The following is a 15337-nucleotide window of genomic DNA, read 5'->3' as shown; positions in this document are numbered from 1 at the left end:
TCGCGGCGCGAGGCAAAGGCTGCGTCGGTCGCCTGATCGCAGCAACTCGCCCCCGGATTGGCAGGGCGCCGCCGCGATGATAGGCACGCCCGATAACGGGTCGCGTCGGTACAACTTATTTGGGGGATTTGATGCGATCGTTCACGCGCCTGCTGGCGCTTGCCTGCCTTTCATCCACGCTCGGTGCTTGCGCGACACGCGGCCCCCTCCTTGTCGATTGCGAGCAGTTTCCAAGGTTCGTGTCCGATTTGCCTTACTCGCCGCTCGAGGCGCAAATCCGGGAGAATTGGCCGCATGCTGCCCTGGCCGCCGCCCCACCGGCAACGCTGGGCGCAGCTGCGCCGGGCATCGCGGCCGAGCCGCCACGGCCTTCTCCGCTCGAGGCCGATCAGGCCCGGCAATCCCCTCTGCAAGACAAGGCGAAGGTCGATGCGGCGCTCATCTACGCAGAGGTCGAGCAATATCGGCGCCCGACCCGCAATGCCGGGCCGATGACGCTCACCGCGCCAGACAAGCCATCCGTCCTGCTGCTTTCGGGTGGTGGTCAGTGGGGTGCATTCGGCGCGGGCCTGCTCACCAGCCTCGCCTCCTATGATGCCGCAGAATGGCCCAATCCGGTGGCCATCACTGGCGTCAGCACCGGTGCCCTCCAGATGCTGTTTATCGGGGCCGGGCTGGAAGATGCCGATGTCCGCGCCGCGCTGCGCACCGCCTATTCGCCGCTCAGGGAAAGCGAGATCGTCAACCGCGGCGGCAAGATGATGGCGGTGATGACCGGCTCCATGTCCGGCCTCAAGCCGCTGCGGAACCGCATCGAGAGCGCATTGTGCCCGGATGCCGCGCTGGCCAGCGGCGCCCCCTGCCCGATGCTGGAGCGCCTTGCGCAGAGCAATGTCATCATGCTTGCAGGCTTTGTCGAGGCGGAGAGCGGACGCTTCCAGTTCGCGGACATCAACGGAATCGCCGCCGCGCCCGACCTCGATGCGCGCGCGAAGCGCCAGTGCATTGCTGGCGCCGCGCTAGCATCCGTCGCGATGCCGGTTTTCTTCCAGCAGGTAAAAGTGGCCGGCAAGACCTATTTCGACGGCGGCGTGCGTCAGTCGGTATTCGCGACCTTCGTGCAGCGCGAGATCGAAAACCAGATGGACCAGACCAACGGCGGCCTGCCTCTGCTGGTCCTGCGCAACGGGCCGACCGACATGGATGCGGACGAAAAGGCCAATCGCAAGCTCAACGCGGTCGATGCCGCGCTGCGAGCCGAAGCGATCCTGGTCAATCAGGTAGAGGTCAGTTCGGTCGCCTCGCTGCGCCTCCAGGTGCCGACCGGCCATATCGGTTTCGCCAGCGCGGATGGCTGGCGCGCGCAGCGCCTCGACCCGGGCGATCCGGCCAGCCCGACTTGCCTGACGCTCAAGACCGCGCAAAAAAATGCGCAGTTCGCGCCGGAGTTCATGCGCTGCCTGATGGCCTATGGCGACCGGCGCGCGCGCGAGCAGCGCATCTGGCTGCCCCTGATCGAGATCGACGGGGCGACCAATGGCCAGCCTGTCGAACCCTGATCACTCCGACTGATTGGCGGGTGGCGGTGGCGGCGCGGTCTTCCCCGCAGCCTGCAAGGTATGCGGCTTGGCGCTCCAGGGCGCGAAGGCGAGATGGCAGCTTTCGCAGGCGCCATCCAGATCTCCACCGGCCGCGAAGAAGGCTTCTTCATTCTTGTTTTCGGCTGCCTTGGCTGCACGCAACGCAATGGCGCGCACATCCGCCACGGCCTTGGCCCAGCGCGGATCATCGACCCGGCGCCCAGGCAGCAGCAGGATGTTGGTCAGCTCCGCCAATGTGAGGCCCGCGCTTTCCGCCTGTTCCCATTCCTCGTCGGTCTTGGGGAACAGCGAGCGCTCGCCCTTCTCGTCGGTGATATAGCCCTGCCACTTCCAGATATTCTCGCCAGAGAACTGGAAGACGTGAGCCATCACTTCCTTGAGATTGAGGTTCAGCGTGTCCGGCGGCAACTGGTCGGCCGGCACATCCTCCATGAAGGTGAGGTTGCTTTCCTCGGTGGCGTAATCGGCGCCGCCGATCGTGCCGTCATTCTGGCCATTACAGGCTGCAACAAGCAACAACGTCGCTGCCGCAATCAAACTCTTGTGCCGCATGGCGCACCCTCTCCACGTGGTGATGTGCGGCGTTCTTGCCGGAGAGCGAGTTGGGTGCGCAAGCAGAAAGGGGCGCCGCAAATGCTTGCGACGCCCCTTTGTTACCGTTCGATAACGATACTGTAACGGCCGATCAGGCCTCTTCGCGGGTGTCGCGACGCTCGGCGATGCGCGCACGCTTGCCGGTGCGGCCACGCAGATAATAGAGCTTGGCGCGACGCACGACGCCCTTGCGGACGACCGTGATGCTCTCGACGTTCGGCGAGTAGAGCGGGAACACGCGCTCCACACCTTCGCCGAAGCTGATCTTGCGCACGGTGAAGTTCGAGCCCATGCCCTTGTTCGAACGCGCGATGCACACGCCCTCGAAATTCTGGACGCGGGTGCGGTCGCCTTCGACGACCTTCACGCCAATGCGCAGCGTGTCGCCCGGACGGAAGTCCGGAATATCCTTGGAGATAGCGGCAATGTTTTCCGCCTCGATGGTCTGCAGCAGGTTCATTTGTCCTGTCTTCCTTCGTCTGTCGTCGCGCACCAGAGGCAGGTCAGTCCCGAGCGCTCCTGTAGCGCTCCCAGAGGTCTGGCCTGCGTAGCCGTGTATCGTCTTCCGCCTGGCGTTTCCGCCATGCCGCGATCTTCGCATGATCCCCCGATCGCAACACTTCGGGGATCGTGCGCCCTTCCCATATAGCAGGTCGGGTAAATTGCGGATATTCGAGGAGATCGTTTTCGAACGACTCCTCTACCCCGCTTGAAGCCGCGCCCATTACGCCAGGAAGCAGCCGAATGCAAGCGTCAAGCAGCATGAAAGCGCCGATTTCTCCGCCCGAGAGGACGATGTCGCCCATGCTGACCTGCTCGATCGGGCGCGCCTCGAACAGCCGCTCGTCGAAACCCTCGAACCGGCCGCACAGGATGGTCACGCCCGGCCCGTCCGCGAGCGCCCGCACGCGCGCCTGCGTGATCGGCTTGCCGCGCGGCGTCATGGCCAGCACCGGGAGGGCCGGATGCACCTCCAGCGCATGATCGACCGCTCGCGCCAGCACGTCCGCCCGCAGCACCATTCCCGCTCCACCGCCTGCCGGCGTGTCATCGACGCTCTTGTGCTTGTCGGTCGCGAAGTCGCGGATTTGCGTGGGTTCGCAAGTCCATATGCCATCCCCTAGTGCGCGCCCGGCAAGGCTGATTCCCAGCGGGCCGGGAAACATCTCGGGGTAGAGCGTGAGGATCTGGGCAGCGAACGTCAAAGCGGCAGTGTCCAGTTCTCGATCACCAAGCCCGGCACATCTGCAAAATCGGCTTCGTTGTTGGTAATGATTATCGCACCGATGCTGAGGGCGTGCGCCGCCAGCAAACGATCGAAACGCGCGCGCTTGAACGGCAGAGACGCGTAAGCTCGTGCGGCCGCTTCATCAAAATCGACAATCGGAACGACGCGGATGAAGGCGTCCAGAATCTCCTGACGTGGCGGCTTTCCATTCCAGGTGCCCAGCGCGACTTCGGCAAAGCTGACCGCCGAAATCGCGACATCACCCGGATAGCAGGAAGCCAGACGCCTGTTGAGAACAGAGTCCGGCTCCCCGCCCATCGAGTAGATGGCGAGATCAGAGTCTATGAGATAGCGCGTCACTCGCCGGACAGCGCCTTGCGGCGGGCGACAGCGCTAGGACGTTCCTCGAAATCCTCGCGCGGCGCCGGTTTGAAGCCAGGCAACTTTCCGGCGAAGCCGCTGATATCGATCGTCCTCCTCGGCGCCTCGACCGGTTCGACACGAAACGTCATGCGCCCCTCCCGCAATATCCGCACCTCTGTCCCTTCGGGCAGGCCAAGGCCCTTCGGAAGTCGCAGCGCCACCGAATTACCCGATTTGAATGTCTTGCCGACATATTCGGCTTCATCGCTCATCGCCGCCTCCGTATATACATTACGTATATACTATTCGATAAACGCCGCGTCAATCACCGCCCGCTCGGCCTCGACCTGCGTAGCGTGGATCGGCACCATGAAGCGCTTGCCGTCGGGCTTCTCGATTTCGAGGATGTCGCCTGCGCCGAAATTCTCGACCGTGACGACCGTGCCGATCGCCTCGCCCGCATCCGTGACGCAGGGCAGGCCGATCAGATCGACATGATAATATTCGCCCTCCTCCAGCGGCGGGAGAGCGGAGCGCGGAACAGTCAATTCCGTCCCGCGCAGAGCCTCGGCGACATTGCGGTCGGTCACTTCCGCGAAGCGCGCGACGGCGCCATTCGGGCCATCGCGGACCGTCTTCAACGTGAGCGTGCGCCCGCCCGCGTCGAAGCTCTTGTAACGCTTGAGGCTGTCCGGCCCTTCGCCGAACAGCTTCAGGCGCAGCTCGCCCGTCACGCCATGCGCGCCGATGATGGCGGCGAGCGTGACGGGGCGATCAGCCTGCAAGATCAGCCCTCGGCCTTCTCTTCGCCGGCTTCCTCAGCAGGAGCTTCCTCAGCGGCCGGGGCCTCCTCGGCAGCAGCCTCTTCGGCGGGCGCTTCGGCAGCAGCTTCCTCGGCGGGAGCCTCTTCCACGGCCGGAGCCTTGGCGGCTTCCTCAGCGGCAGCCTTCGCTGCGGCTTCAGCCTCGGCGGCCTCAGCGATCTTGGCGGCCTTGTCCTCGGCGCGGTCCTTGGCCTTCTGACCCGGCTCCGCCTTGTTCGGATTGCTGCGTGCTGCGCGCTCCTTGACGCCGGCGGCATCGAGGAAGCGGGCCACGCGGTCGGTCGGCTGGGCGCCGACGCTGATCCAGTGCTTGGCGCGCTCGGCGTCGAGCACGACGCGCTTCTCGTCCGTCTTGGCGAGCAGCGGGTTGTAGCTGCCGATGCGCTCGATGAAACGGCCATCGCGGGGCGCGCGGCTGTCGGTCACGACGATCTTGTAATAGGGGCGCTTCTTGGAGCCACCGCGCGACAGGCGAATGCTGGTTGCCATTACGTCTTACCTTACCTTTCTGAACTTATTCAAAATATTATGCGAGATAGTTGTGATTATTTCTTGAGAAAATTCTGGAAGCCGGGCGGCCGCTTCGGCATGTCCGGCAGACCGGGCAGGCCCTTGAGACCGCTCAGGTCGCCCTGCGTGCCGCCGGCACCACCTGCACCACCGAGGCCACCGAGCCCGCCCATGCCACCACCACCGGTGAACATCTTGGCGAGGCCCTTGAGGCCGCCCATTTTCTTGAGCTTCTTCATCGCCGTCGACATCTCCATGTGCATCTTCAGGAGACGGTTGACGTCCTGCACCTGCAGGCCGGCACCCTTGGCGACGCGGATCTTGCGCTTGGCGTTGAGGATTTCGGGCTTCTCGCGCTCCTTGAGCGTCATCGAGCCGATCAGCGCATCGAGATGGATGAGCGTCTTGTCGTTGACGCCGGCCGCGGCCATCTGGCTCTGCGCCTTCTTGAGGCCGGGGATCATGCCGGCGAGCATGCCGAGGCCGCCCATGCGCTGCATCTGGGCCAGCTGCGCGCGCAAATCGTTGAGATCGAACTTGCCGGCCGCCATGCGCTTGGCGAGCTTGTCCGCCTCTTCCGCCTGGATCGTCTCGGCCGCGCGCTCGACGAGGCTGACGACGTCGCCCATGCCGAGGATGCGCTGCGCGACGCGCGCGGGGTGGAACGGCTCGATCGCGTCGAGCTTCTCGCCCGTGCCCGCGAACTTGATCGGCTGGCCGGTGACGGCGCGCATCGAGAGCGCCGCGCCGCCCCGCGCATCGCCGTCCATGCGGGTCAGAACGACGCCGGTCAGCGGCACTTGGCTCGTGAAGCTGCTCGCGACGTTGACCGCGTCCTGACCGGTCAGGCTATCGACGACGAGAAGGATTTCGGCGGGATTGGCGACCTCGGCAACCGCCTTCATCTCGTCCATCAGTGCCTGATCGACATGCAGACGACCGGCCGTGTCGAGCATCAGCACGTCATAGCCTTGGAGCTTCGCCGCCTGGAGCGCGCGCCGGGCGATGTCGACCGGCTGCTGGCCAGCGACGATCGGCAGCGTCGCCACGTCGGTCTGCGTGCCGAGCACGGCAAGCTGTTCCTGCGCGGCCGGGCGATTGACGTCGAGCGACGCCATCAGCACCTTCTTGCGCTCTTTCTCCTTGAGCCGCTTGGCGATCTTGGCTGTGGTGGTGGTCTTGCCGGAGCCCTGAAGGCCGACCATCATGACGACCGCGGGCGGCGTCACTTCGATCAGCAGCTCGGAGGCATCGGCGCCCAGCGTCTCGGTCAGCGTGTCCGAGACGATCTTGACGACCATCTGGCCGGGCGTGATCGAGCGCAGCACGTCGCTGCCGACGGCCTTCTCGGTCGCCTTGTCGACGAAGTCCCGGACAACCGGCAGCGCAACGTCGGCCTCGAGCAGTGCGATTCGCACCTCGCGCATCGCCGCGCGCACGTCCGCCTCGGTAAGCGCGCCGCGCCCCCGGAGCTTGTCGAAGACGCCGCCAAGCCGATCGCTCAGACTGTCGAACATTCACACACCTCGATGCGGCCGAAACCGCGGAAAACCTGAGCCAAAAGCCCCACAACGACAATCGCGCCGGTGGGCGAAACCTCGCCGACCAGCGTCTATCCTTGGACAGCTCGATCCAGGATGTCAGGGCGCCCGAATGAGCGGAACACCGCCTTCGAACGGGCGCGCCTTAGCGAAGGAGGCCGGAAAAGGCAAGGTGAAGCGGTTTCGCTCACTGCCGCCTTACTGTTCCCCGGCGAAGGCCGGGGTCCAGACTCGGCGCATCGCGCTGCCGCGCAAGTTTTCCATAGAGGGCTGGACCCCGGCCTTCGCCGGGGAACGGGAGAGGACGAATGATGTGCCCGACCCCCATCATTTTGCATCCGCACAAAAACAGCGCATGCCAAATGCCGCAAAGCCATGTATGGGCGCGCGGTGTGTCGCCGTGACAGCCCGGTTCGGGCATTGTCGAGTGCGGCAAGCCGATTCTGATATCCGACTGCACTCACGCTTCGATATCCTGACTCGCCGCCACCAGCGGCCAAGAACCAATTGCGAGATTCATGCCCTTTTCCGATCTTCCGCCGATTCTCGGCACTGCCCTGTCCGAACGCGGCTATGCCGCCCCCACGCCGGTTCAGGCCGCCGTGCTGGAAGCCGATGCCTATGGCCGAGACCTGATCGTCTCCGCCCAGACCGGCTCGGGCAAGACCGTCGCCTTCGGCCTCGCCATGGCCAGCGATCTGCTCAGCGACGATGGTCGTCTGCCCCCGGCCGCAGCGCCCCTCGCCCTCGTCATCGCGCCGACCCGCGAGCTCGCGTTGCAGGTGAGCCGCGAACTCATCTGGCTCTATGGCAAGGCCGGCGCGCGCATCGCGACCTGCGTGGGCGGCATGGATGCCGGCAAGGAGCGCCGCGCGCTCGGCTATGGCGCGCAAATCGTGGTCGGCACGCCCGGCCGCCTGCGCGATCATCTCGAGCGTGGCGCGCTCGACCTCTCGGCGCTCCGGGCCGTGGTACTCGACGAGGCCGACGAGATGCTCGACATGGGCTTCCGCGAGGATCTCGAGGAAATCCTCGACGCGACCCCCGCCGAGCGCCGCACCTTGCTCTTCTCCGCCACTATGCCCGCGCCGATCGTGTCGCTGGCCCGCCGCTACCAGCGCGACGCGCTGCGCATCTCGACCGTCAGCGAGGATCGCGGCCATGGCGACATCAGCTATCAGGCAATGGCCGTCGCGCCTGCCGATATCGAGAATGCTGTCGTCAATCTGCTGCGCTTCCACGAGGCCGAGACGGCGATGCTGTTCTGCGCGACGCGCGACAATGTCCGCCATCTCCATGCCAGCCTGATCGAGCGCGGCTTCGCGGCCGTGGCGCTCTCAGGCGAGCATAGCCAGAACGAGCGCAACTCCGCGCTGCAGGCCCTGCGCGACAAGCGCGCGCGCGTCTGCGTCGCGACCGACGTGGCGGCGCGCGGCATCGATCTGCCGAGCCTCAGCCTTGTCGTCCATGTCGAGATCCCGCGCGATGCCGAGACCTTGCAGCACCGCTCCGGCCGCACCGGTCGCGCCGGCAAGAAGGGCACGGCCGTGCTGATCGTGCCCTATCCGCGCCGCCGCCGGGTCGAGGGCATGCTGCGCGGCGCGCGCATTCCGGCCGAGTGGGTCCCGGCGCCGTCCGCCGCCGATATCCGCAAGGCGGACAGCGAGCGCATGCTGGCCGCGCTTCTCGCGCCCGTCGAGTATGACGAGCATGACCAGGCCCTGGCCGAGCGCCTGCTCGCCGAGCGCAGCCCGCAGGAGATCGCCGCCGCCCTCGTCCACGCCCATCGCGCCCGCCTGCCCGAGCCGGAGGACCTGCTCGCCAGCGACGCACCGCAGGAGCCGCGCGGCCCCCGACCCGGCTTCGAGGGCAGCGCCTGGTTCCGCATCAATGTCGGCCGCAACCAGAATGCCGATCCGCGCTGGATCCTGCCTCTGATCTGCCGGCGCGGCCATGTGAGCCGCAGCGAGATCGGCGCCATCCGCATCGCGGCGCACGAGACATTGTTCGAAGTGCCCGGTCCGTTGGCGGCCCGTTTCCTCGACGCGGTCCGCCGCACGGCGAATGAGGAGGACGAGGTCGAGATCCAGCCGGTCGACGGCAAGCCGCGCGACGAGGCCCGCCGCCATCGCCGCGACAATGCCCGGCCCGTCCACGCGCCCAAGCCCTATCGCGCCCATACCGGTCGCCCCGATCATGGCAAGCCGAGCGCTCCCAAGGGCCCCGGCAAGCCGGCCGGCGGCAAGAAGGGCAATTGGCACAAGAAGCCGGGCAAAGGGCCTAAATGATCCGCATCCTGGTCGATGCCGATGCCTGCCCGGTGAAGGAGGAGATCTACAAGGTCGCCTTCCGCCAGGAGGTGCCGGTGACGATCGTCAGCAACAGCCCGATCCGCATCCCGCCGCATCCGCTGATCGATCGCGTCGTCGTCTCGGACGGGTTCGACGCGGCCGACGACTGGATCGCCGAGCGGGCCGACGCGGACAGGATCTGCATCACCGCCGACATCCTGCTGGCCGATCGGTGCCTGAAAGCCGGCGCCACGGTCATCGCGCCGACCGGCAAGCCGTTCACGATGGCCTCCATCGGCGGCGCCATCGCAACGCGCGCGATCATGGCGGATCTGCGCGCGGGCGGCGACGTCATCGGCGGCCCGGCCCCGTTCAGCAAGACCGACCGCTCCCGTTTCCTCTCCGCGCTCGATGAAACACTCGTGCGCTTGAAAAGGCGGCGTTAGACTACGCTAAGCCCCTCCCTTTCAAGGGAGGGTTGAACAGAGTCACGTGCCTCTGTTCAAGGGTGGGTGTCGCGAAGCGATCTGCGACGTTGCAGCACCATCCCAACCCCTCCTCTGAAGAGGAGGGGCTAGAGAAAAGAGAGAGCAACCATGGCCGAAAAGTTCGAACGGCACCGCCAGCCCTGGACGGCCGCCGAAATCCAGAAGCTGCACACGCTCGCGAAGAAAGGCATGGCGCTCAAGGCGATCGCCAAGGCGCTCACCCGCAGCGAGGAATCCGTGAAGGACCGCGCCAAGGCCGACGGGCTGAGCATCGCGAAACTGCGCTGAACGCTCTTGCGGCCGGTGCTCCGGCAACGCACAAGCATCGCATGAGAGGGGGAATGAGACGCGCCGCGCTGACGGCATGCGCCCTGGCGTTGTCAGTCACGCTCGGCAGTGCGGCACTGGCGCATGGCGTCGCGGAGGGCGACAAAGGCTTCATCGAGCAGGTCTCCGGCCCGCAAATCGGCCCGTTCCTTTATCTCGGCGCCAAGCACATGGTCACGGGCTACGACCATCTGCTCTTCCTCTTCGGCGTCATCTTCTTCCTCTATCGGCTGCGGCAGATCGCCACCTATGTGACGCTCTTCGCCCTCGGCCACAGCACGACCCTCATCGCGGGCGTCCTGCTCGGCACGCATGTCAGCGCCTATCTCGTGGACGCGCTGATCGGGCTGTCCATCGTCTACAAGGCGCTCGACAATCTAGGCGCCTGGCAACGCTGGCTGGGCATGCAGCCGAACACGAAGATCGCCGTGCTACTGTTCGGCTTCGTCCATGGCTTCGGCCTCGCGACCAAGCTTCAGGATTTCGCTCTTTCGCCTGATGGGCTCATCGCCAATCTCGTGGCCTTCAATGTCGGCGTCGAGATCGGCCAACTGCTGGCGCTCACCTTCATTCTCATCGCCATGGGCTATTGGCGCCGCACAGCGAGTTTCGCGCGCCATGCCTTCGCCGCCAATGTCCTCTTGATGACGGCTGGCTTCATTCTCTTCGGTCTGCAGATGACCGGCTATGTCGTGGAAGGATGACCCGCATGCCCCATGAAGGCGCACCTTCGCCCGAACATCTCCTGACGACGCGCCAGCTCAATCGCGCGACATTGCTCGCAGCGGGCGCGGCCGCCCTCATCCTCGCCACCACAGTCCTTCCGGCGGAATATGGCTTGGACCCGACCGGCATCGGCGGCGCCCTCGGCCTGACCGCCATGGGCCTCACCAAACGGGCCACATCAGTGGCCAAAGCCCCGGAAACGGTGGCTCCCGCCGCGAGCCAGCCCGAAAGCACCACTCTCCCCGATGGATCGACGCAGCTCCGGATCGTCCTGCTCCCCTATCAAGGGCGCGAGGCCAAGGCGACGATGAAGGCAGGTCAATCCTATACCTGGCGCTGGTCGACCGACGGCGCCAAGGTCGAATATGAGCAGCACGGCGACCCCGAAAACGCCGCGAGCGAGGACGACTATACCAGCTACGACAAGGGCGAGTCCGCCGGTGCCAGCGGAACCTTCCGAGCCGCCTTCACGGGTCGGCATGGCTGGTACTGGAAGAACAACGGCAACAAGCCCGTCGTAATCACGGCAACGGCGAAAGGCGAGTTCGAACGTTTCGCACCGCTGGACTAGTCGCCGGCGGCCGCCGGATCGCGCAGTCAACTTGACAAAGTCCACCTTTCCTCATCCAGTGTGACGAGCGGCCAGAACGGCCCGCACGAGGAGAGGGAAATGAAGACACGCTGGCCAAAGCTAGTCTTTCTGGGCGCACTCGCCCTGTCGGCAACATCGTCAGCGGCGCAAAGGGCCGTTCCTCTCCCCAACACCACGCCGGAAGCGCAGGGCTTCGATACGGCGCGCCTGAAGAAGCTCGACGAGACGATGGCAAAAGCCGTCGCCGCGCAGCAGGTCGGCGGCATGGTCACGCTGCTCGCGCGCGATGGCAAGGTCGTCTCGTTCAAGGCCTATGGCGATGCCGCGCCCGGACGCCCCATGACGCGCGACACCATCTTTCGCATCTACTCGATGACCAAGGTCGTTACCGCCGTCGCGATGATGATGCTCTACGAGGAGGGCAAGTGGACGCTGGACGATCCGGTGACGAAGTTCGTCCCCGAGCTCACAAAACTCAAGGTGGCGGCCGGTGTCGACAAGGACGGCAAGCCGATCCTCGAGCCGATGAAGCGCCCGCCGACGATGCGCGATCTGATGAGCCATATGGTCGGCTTTTCCGGTGGATTCAGTAGCGGGCCGGTCGCGGACATCTTCCGCAAACAGGATCCGATGGGCGCTGCCAATCTGCAGGAGATGGTCGAGCGGCTCGCCGATGTGCCCCTGCTGTTTCAGCCCGGTACGGATTGGGAATACAGCATCGCCGTCGATGTCCAGGGCCTGATCGTCGAGCGGCTCTCGGGGATGAAGTTCGGCGACTATCTGCGCAGCCGCATCTTCGATCCGCTCGGCATGGTCGATACGGCCTTCTACGTGCCGCCCGAGAAATATGGCCGCTTCGCCTCGCTCTATTCGCACGATCCGAGCGGCAAGCTGGTGCCCGGCGGCACGTTCCGGGGTCTTCCCCTCCCGGACTATCGCACGCCGCCCAGGATCGAGTCCGGCGGCGGCGGCCTGGTCTCGACGATCGACGATTATGCCCGCTTCGCCGAGATGCTGACCAACAGGGGTGCGCTCGGCAAGGTGCGACTGCTCGCGCCCGCGACGATCGAGGTCATGCAGGCCAATGTCGTGCCGGACGAGGTGATCGCGGCCGGCAATCCCTATCCGCGGTTCAGCAAGGGCGTCGGCTGGGGCATGGGCGTCATGACGGTGAACGATCCGCGCCTCGCCGGTCGTCTGGAAGGCAAGGGCACGATCAGCTGGGAAGGCGCGGCCGGCACCTGGTTTTGGGCCGATCCGGCCAATCATCTGCTGTTCGTCGGCATGGTCCAGAATTTCGAGACGGCGGGGCCACGCGGCTATGACGGCTCGGGCATGGGGCCGGCTCGCGCACTCGTCTATCAGGCGCTGGTCGAGCCTTGAAAGCGTTGCCGCATCGCCCATGTTCCGTTGCTGGACGATAATGGCTTGGCAGGGATTTGATTCTAGGGAGATTGGCAGTTTTGTAAGCGACGATTTGCTGTTAAGTCATGCTTACGTCAGACAGAGAGGCTGCTGTGTCAGTTGAAGGCAAGATTACCCCGGGCGGTGGCCAGACATCCCCCGAGGCGAGCGGTTTGGGCGGCCTTTCGCGGCGCCATATCATCATGGGCGCTTCCCTGCTCGCGGTGAGTGGCCTGGCGCTCGCGCGCACGCCCAAGCGGCGCTATCCCGATCTGTCCGAGAAATTCTATGAGGGGCTGTTCCCCTCCTCTTTCGGCAACTGGCGCACGCTGCCGGTCAGCGAGCTCGTCCTGCCGCCCGAAAGCGAACAGGCAAACAAGCTCTATCAACACATTCTGACGCGCACCTATGTCAATCCGCAGGGCGTCGGCATCATGTTCCTCGCGGCCTATAACAGCGAACAGCTCAACAATGTGCAGCTGCACCGGCCGGAAGTCTGCTATTATGCGTCCGGCTTCTCCATCGACGCCAGCAGTCCCTATGACATTCCGCTACAGGGCGACGATTATATTCCGGCCCGCTCGGTCACGGCGACCATGGGATCGCGCATCGAGAACATCCTGTACTGGACGCGCATCGGCGACAGTTTCCCGCAGAGTTGGGCGGCCCAGCGCATCGCGATGACCAAGGCCAATCTGGAAGGCTATCTGGCCGATGGCCTGCTCCTGCGCCTCTCGGTCATCAACCCCGATCGCGACAAGGCACTCACGCAGATGAGCGGCTTCATCCGGGATATGATCGCGCACACCGGGAAGCAGAGCCGGCAAGTCATCGTCGGAAACATCGTCTGACGACGCACGGCGCGTCAGACGATTTCCCTCTTCACCTCAAACGCAGAACAGAAGCGAAGGCTCAGGCCGCCGCTGCTGGCGGCTGTGCCTTCTTGCTCTTCAGCCCCGGCCAGATCAGCCCGACCACATGATCGATCGCGAAGATCGTGATCAGCGCAGTCATGAACATCGTCATGCCGGCAAAGTCATGCAGGAAGCCCTGCGCCGCTGCCTCGCCGGAATGATAGGTGAGCAGCACCAGCAGCAGGATGCGCACGAAATTGGCGAAGATCGCCACCGGCAGGATCGCGAGGAACATCAGCAGCGCATAGCGCGCATTCGCGTGGTGCCGCAGATAGACATAGAACAAGGCGATCGCCGAGAGCGAGATCAGCGAATTGAGGCCAGCACACGCCTCTGCCACGAGCAACTGATACTGGCCGACCTGGATGGTCACACCCGCCGATGCGATCGGATAGCCGAGATAATAAAGCAGCTTCACCGCGCTCTCGGAGAGCGCGATCTTCAGCGGATTGGTGACCATGGCCACGAGAGACTCGGGCGGCGGCAGCACGAACAGCAGATAGATGAGCGGAAACCACATGGCGGTGATCGCCCGGCCGCCGATGAAGCTGAACATCGTCGCGACGACCAGCCCATACATGAGGAAGCCCTCGGTCTCGACGATATGGCTGACACGCGAGATGAAATAGAGCAGAAGCAACGGCACGAAGAAGGCAGCGACCTGCCAGGCCGGCGGCGCCTCGAACAACGGCCGTGCCTTGCTCCATTCGCGCAGCAACAGCCACAGACCCGTCGCCAGCACGATCGGGCCATGCGCGCCCTGCTCCGTAGACCAGCTCTCATTGGCGACCAGCAGCATCGTCGGCACCATGACCGCCAGTACGCCGGCAACCAGGACGGGATTGGCCTTCAGCCAATTCAATATGGATGACACCAGAGATTGCTGGTTAAGGACAGATGCGTTGGTCGCCATATCAACTCTTCAATGCTGAGCTTTTCGCGTAACTCGCCGAGGTTAAGACCAGATGATCGTGCCGCCGTCGAGCCATATTATTTGATGCCTCCATGCACAAGAAGCGAACACTAGATAAGTCTATTGCCACCAATATGCGATAGCCCGAATTTCCACGCTGACGCGCGGCTGTGCATCCTCGGGACACTCCGGGTCGTCGAATGCGACATGCGGCACACATTGGGCGACGTCCGGACGACTGTCATGCGTCTTGAAGACGATCGCCTCGTCCGCCGCCATGTCCGGAAACCAGTGCCAGCGATGCGCGGGATCGTGCGCGACCACATAGCCCTCGAAGCTCCAGTCGTTGCCGTCCGGCCGGTCGAAGATCGCATCGGCAAGGATCAGTTCCTCGCCTCGCAGGCTGCGCGCGTCGCATATGGCGAGCGGCACGTCCTGCGGCGAGGAAGAGAGCACCCGCCACACATTATAATGCGCCGCACGAGCGACGGTTTTCCCTTCAGGTTGGGAGCGCTTCGAAAAGGCGTGGCCGGTCGCGTTGCTGAGATCGACATGGGCGAAGCGCGCGGGATGGCTGTTATCGCTGCTGCCGGCCTTGCCGGACTTCTCGGAGAAACGCAGGATCGGCGCGCCCGTCACGACCACGGCATCGGCACCGGTCAGCTTCTGGATCAGCGCCTCGATCTCGGCCGCATAGCCGGGGGCAGATGCCTTGTCGGTCAGGTCTTGCGCGGTCTCGTGCCGCACCAGCATGAAGCCCGCGCCATCGAGCTCAAGATTTTCCGCGCGCCCGTCGATCGCCGGCATCGGATGCGGCTCGATGACCACCGTGTCCTTGCTGTGGTCGTTGGCATAATAACGCGGCCGCTCCGGCGTATCGGCCACATAGTTGATCGTTACCGCGTCACGTTCGCCCGAACGGCTCATCATCTTCTCCCTCTCCCTCGGTCAATGCTAATCCAGCAAGCTCTTCAACGAAAGGCTTTTGCGACTCGACAAGCGGCGATTTCACTCGCCACTAT

18 protein-coding genes are annotated in these 15337 nt (G+C 64.7%); 8 read left to right on the top strand and 10 right to left on the bottom strand.

Features of this window, described 5'->3' with window-relative positions; translation table 11 throughout:
* Positions 1 to 239 precede the first annotated feature (239 nt).
* Entirely contained in the window at positions 240 to 1559 is a 1320-nt protein-coding gene (locus KM135_RS12095; protein ID WP_221714275.1) for a patatin-like phospholipase family protein, read from the top strand.
* Here the strand turns inward: KM135_RS12095 and KM135_RS12090 are convergent, their stop codons facing one another.
* The 8 genes from KM135_RS12090 to ffh all read right to left on the bottom strand — a co-directional run bounded on the left by KM135_RS12090 (position 1560) and on the right by ffh (position 6636).
* On the bottom strand, positions 1560 to 2153 hold the full coding sequence (locus tag KM135_RS12090) for a hypothetical protein (protein WP_221714274.1): 594 nt from the start codon (positions 2151 to 2153) through the stop codon (positions 1560 to 1562).
* Between the two features lie 133 nt (positions 2154 to 2286).
* Positions 2287 to 2655 (bottom strand): 50S ribosomal protein L19, encoded by a 369-nt coding sequence (gene rplS / locus KM135_RS12085; RefSeq protein ID WP_221714273.1) that lies wholly within the window; start codon positions 2653 to 2655, stop codon positions 2287 to 2289.
* 43 nt (positions 2656 to 2698) lie between these two features.
* Complete coding sequence (gene trmD, locus KM135_RS12080; protein ID WP_221714272.1) at positions 2699 to 3400, bottom strand: tRNA (guanosine(37)-N1)-methyltransferase TrmD; 702 nt, start codon at positions 3398 to 3400, stop codon at positions 2699 to 2701.
* Positions 3397 to 3783, bottom strand: a complete 387-nt coding sequence (locus KM135_RS12075) for a type II toxin-antitoxin system VapC family toxin (protein WP_221714271.1) — start codon at positions 3781 to 3783, stop codon at positions 3397 to 3399. The genes trmD and KM135_RS12075 overlap by 4 nt, the downstream gene beginning before the upstream one ends.
* Complete coding sequence (locus KM135_RS12070) at positions 3780 to 4058, bottom strand: AbrB/MazE/SpoVT family DNA-binding domain-containing protein (RefSeq protein ID WP_221714270.1); 279 nt, start codon at positions 4056 to 4058, stop codon at positions 3780 to 3782. Before KM135_RS12070 ends, KM135_RS12075 begins: the two co-directional genes overlap by 4 nt.
* Positions 4059 to 4088: 30 nt before the next feature.
* A complete protein-coding gene (rimM, locus tag KM135_RS12065; protein WP_221714269.1) occupies positions 4089 to 4571 on the bottom strand; it encodes a ribosome maturation factor RimM in 483 nt (160 codons plus the stop codon).
* 2 nt (positions 4572 to 4573) lie between these two features.
* Entirely contained in the window at positions 4574 to 5098 is a 525-nt protein-coding gene (gene rpsP / locus KM135_RS12060) for a 30S ribosomal protein S16 (RefSeq protein WP_221714268.1), read from the bottom strand.
* A 56-nt stretch (positions 5099 to 5154) separates the two neighbouring features.
* Positions 5155 to 6636, bottom strand: a complete 1482-nt coding sequence (gene ffh / locus KM135_RS12055; RefSeq protein ID WP_221714267.1) for a signal recognition particle protein — start codon at positions 6634 to 6636, stop codon at positions 5155 to 5157.
* A gap of 542 nt (positions 6637 to 7178) precedes the next feature.
* Here ffh and KM135_RS12050 point away from each other — a divergent pair.
* From KM135_RS12050 to epsI, 7 genes are all read left to right on the top strand, one after another.
* On the top strand, positions 7179 to 8948 hold the full coding sequence (locus KM135_RS12050; protein ID WP_221714266.1) for a DEAD/DEAH box helicase: 1770 nt from the start codon (positions 7179 to 7181) through the stop codon (positions 8946 to 8948).
* Positions 8948 to 9397 (top strand): YaiI/YqxD family protein, encoded by a 450-nt coding sequence (locus tag KM135_RS12045; RefSeq protein WP_221714299.1) that lies wholly within the window; start codon positions 8948 to 8950, stop codon positions 9395 to 9397. The genes KM135_RS12050 and KM135_RS12045 overlap by 1 nt, the downstream gene beginning before the upstream one ends.
* A 150-nt stretch (positions 9398 to 9547) precedes the next feature.
* Entirely contained in the window at positions 9548 to 9727 is a 180-nt protein-coding gene (locus KM135_RS12040; protein ID WP_221714265.1) for a hypothetical protein, read from the top strand.
* A gap of 53 nt (positions 9728 to 9780) precedes the next feature.
* Positions 9781 to 10470, top strand: a complete 690-nt coding sequence (locus KM135_RS12035; RefSeq protein WP_246606001.1) for a HupE/UreJ family protein — start codon at positions 9781 to 9783, stop codon at positions 10468 to 10470.
* 5 nt (positions 10471 to 10475) lie between these two features.
* On the top strand, positions 10476 to 11063 hold the full coding sequence (locus KM135_RS12030; RefSeq protein WP_246606000.1) for a hypothetical protein: 588 nt from the start codon (positions 10476 to 10478) through the stop codon (positions 11061 to 11063).
* Positions 11064 to 11162: 99 nt separating this feature from the next.
* Positions 11163 to 12467, top strand: a complete 1305-nt coding sequence (locus tag KM135_RS12025) for a serine hydrolase domain-containing protein (protein WP_221714262.1) — start codon at positions 11163 to 11165, stop codon at positions 12465 to 12467.
* A gap of 134 nt (positions 12468 to 12601) precedes the next feature.
* Positions 12602 to 13339: an exosortase-associated protein EpsI, V-type gene (gene epsI / locus KM135_RS12020; RefSeq protein WP_221714261.1), complete on the top strand. Its 738-nt coding sequence runs from the start codon at positions 12602 to 12604 to the stop codon at positions 13337 to 13339.
* Between the two features lie 61 nt (positions 13340 to 13400).
* Here the strand turns inward: epsI and xrtV are convergent, their stop codons facing one another.
* Positions 13401 to 14315, bottom strand: a complete 915-nt coding sequence (gene xrtV, locus KM135_RS12015) for an exosortase V (RefSeq protein WP_221714260.1) — start codon at positions 14313 to 14315, stop codon at positions 13401 to 13403.
* Between the two features lie 120 nt (positions 14316 to 14435).
* On the bottom strand, positions 14436 to 15245 hold the full coding sequence (locus tag KM135_RS12010; RefSeq protein WP_221714259.1) for a CmcJ/NvfI family oxidoreductase: 810 nt from the start codon (positions 15243 to 15245) through the stop codon (positions 14436 to 14438).
* Positions 15246 to 15337: the final 92 nt, after the last annotated feature.

Origin of the sequence: Sphingobium xanthum, assembly GCF_019737615.1 — a bacterium.
GTDB lineage: Bacteria > Pseudomonadota > Alphaproteobacteria > Sphingomonadales > Sphingomonadaceae > Sphingobium > Sphingobium xanthum.
Note: the sequence above shows the minus strand (reverse complement) of the source record. Positions and strands in the feature narration are given on the sequence as shown.

Coding starts and splice junctions, on each gene's coding strand:
- KM135_RS12035 (WP_246606001.1), top strand. CDS start 9,781: ATGAGACGCGCCGCGCTGACGGCATGCGCCCTGGCGTTGTCAGTCACG.
- ffh (WP_221714267.1), bottom strand. CDS start 6,636: ATGTTCGACAGTCTGAGCGATCGGCTTGGCGGCGTCTTCGACAAGCTC.
- KM135_RS12025 (WP_221714262.1), top strand. CDS start 11,163: ATGAAGACACGCTGGCCAAAGCTAGTCTTTCTGGGCGCACTCGCCCTG.
- rpsP (WP_221714268.1), bottom strand. CDS start 5,098: ATGGCAACCAGCATTCGCCTGTCGCGCGGTGGCTCCAAGAAGCGCCCC.
- KM135_RS12040 (WP_221714265.1), top strand. CDS start 9,548: ATGGCCGAAAAGTTCGAACGGCACCGCCAGCCCTGGACGGCCGCCGAA.
- KM135_RS12090 (WP_221714274.1), bottom strand. CDS start 2,153: ATGCGGCACAAGAGTTTGATTGCGGCAGCGACGTTGTTGCTTGTTGCA.
- rplS (WP_221714273.1), bottom strand. CDS start 2,655: ATGAACCTGCTGCAGACCATCGAGGCGGAAAACATTGCCGCTATCTCC.
- KM135_RS12030 (WP_246606000.1), top strand. CDS start 10,476: ATGCCCCATGAAGGCGCACCTTCGCCCGAACATCTCCTGACGACGCGC.
- KM135_RS12070 (WP_221714270.1), bottom strand. CDS start 4,058: ATGAGCGATGAAGCCGAATATGTCGGCAAGACATTCAAATCGGGTAAT.
- KM135_RS12010 (WP_221714259.1), bottom strand. CDS start 15,245: ATGATGAGCCGTTCGGGCGAACGTGACGCGGTAACGATCAACTATGTG.
- KM135_RS12050 (WP_221714266.1), top strand. CDS start 7,179: ATGCCCTTTTCCGATCTTCCGCCGATTCTCGGCACTGCCCTGTCCGAA.
- xrtV (WP_221714260.1), bottom strand. CDS start 14,315: ATGGCGACCAACGCATCTGTCCTTAACCAGCAATCTCTGGTGTCATCC.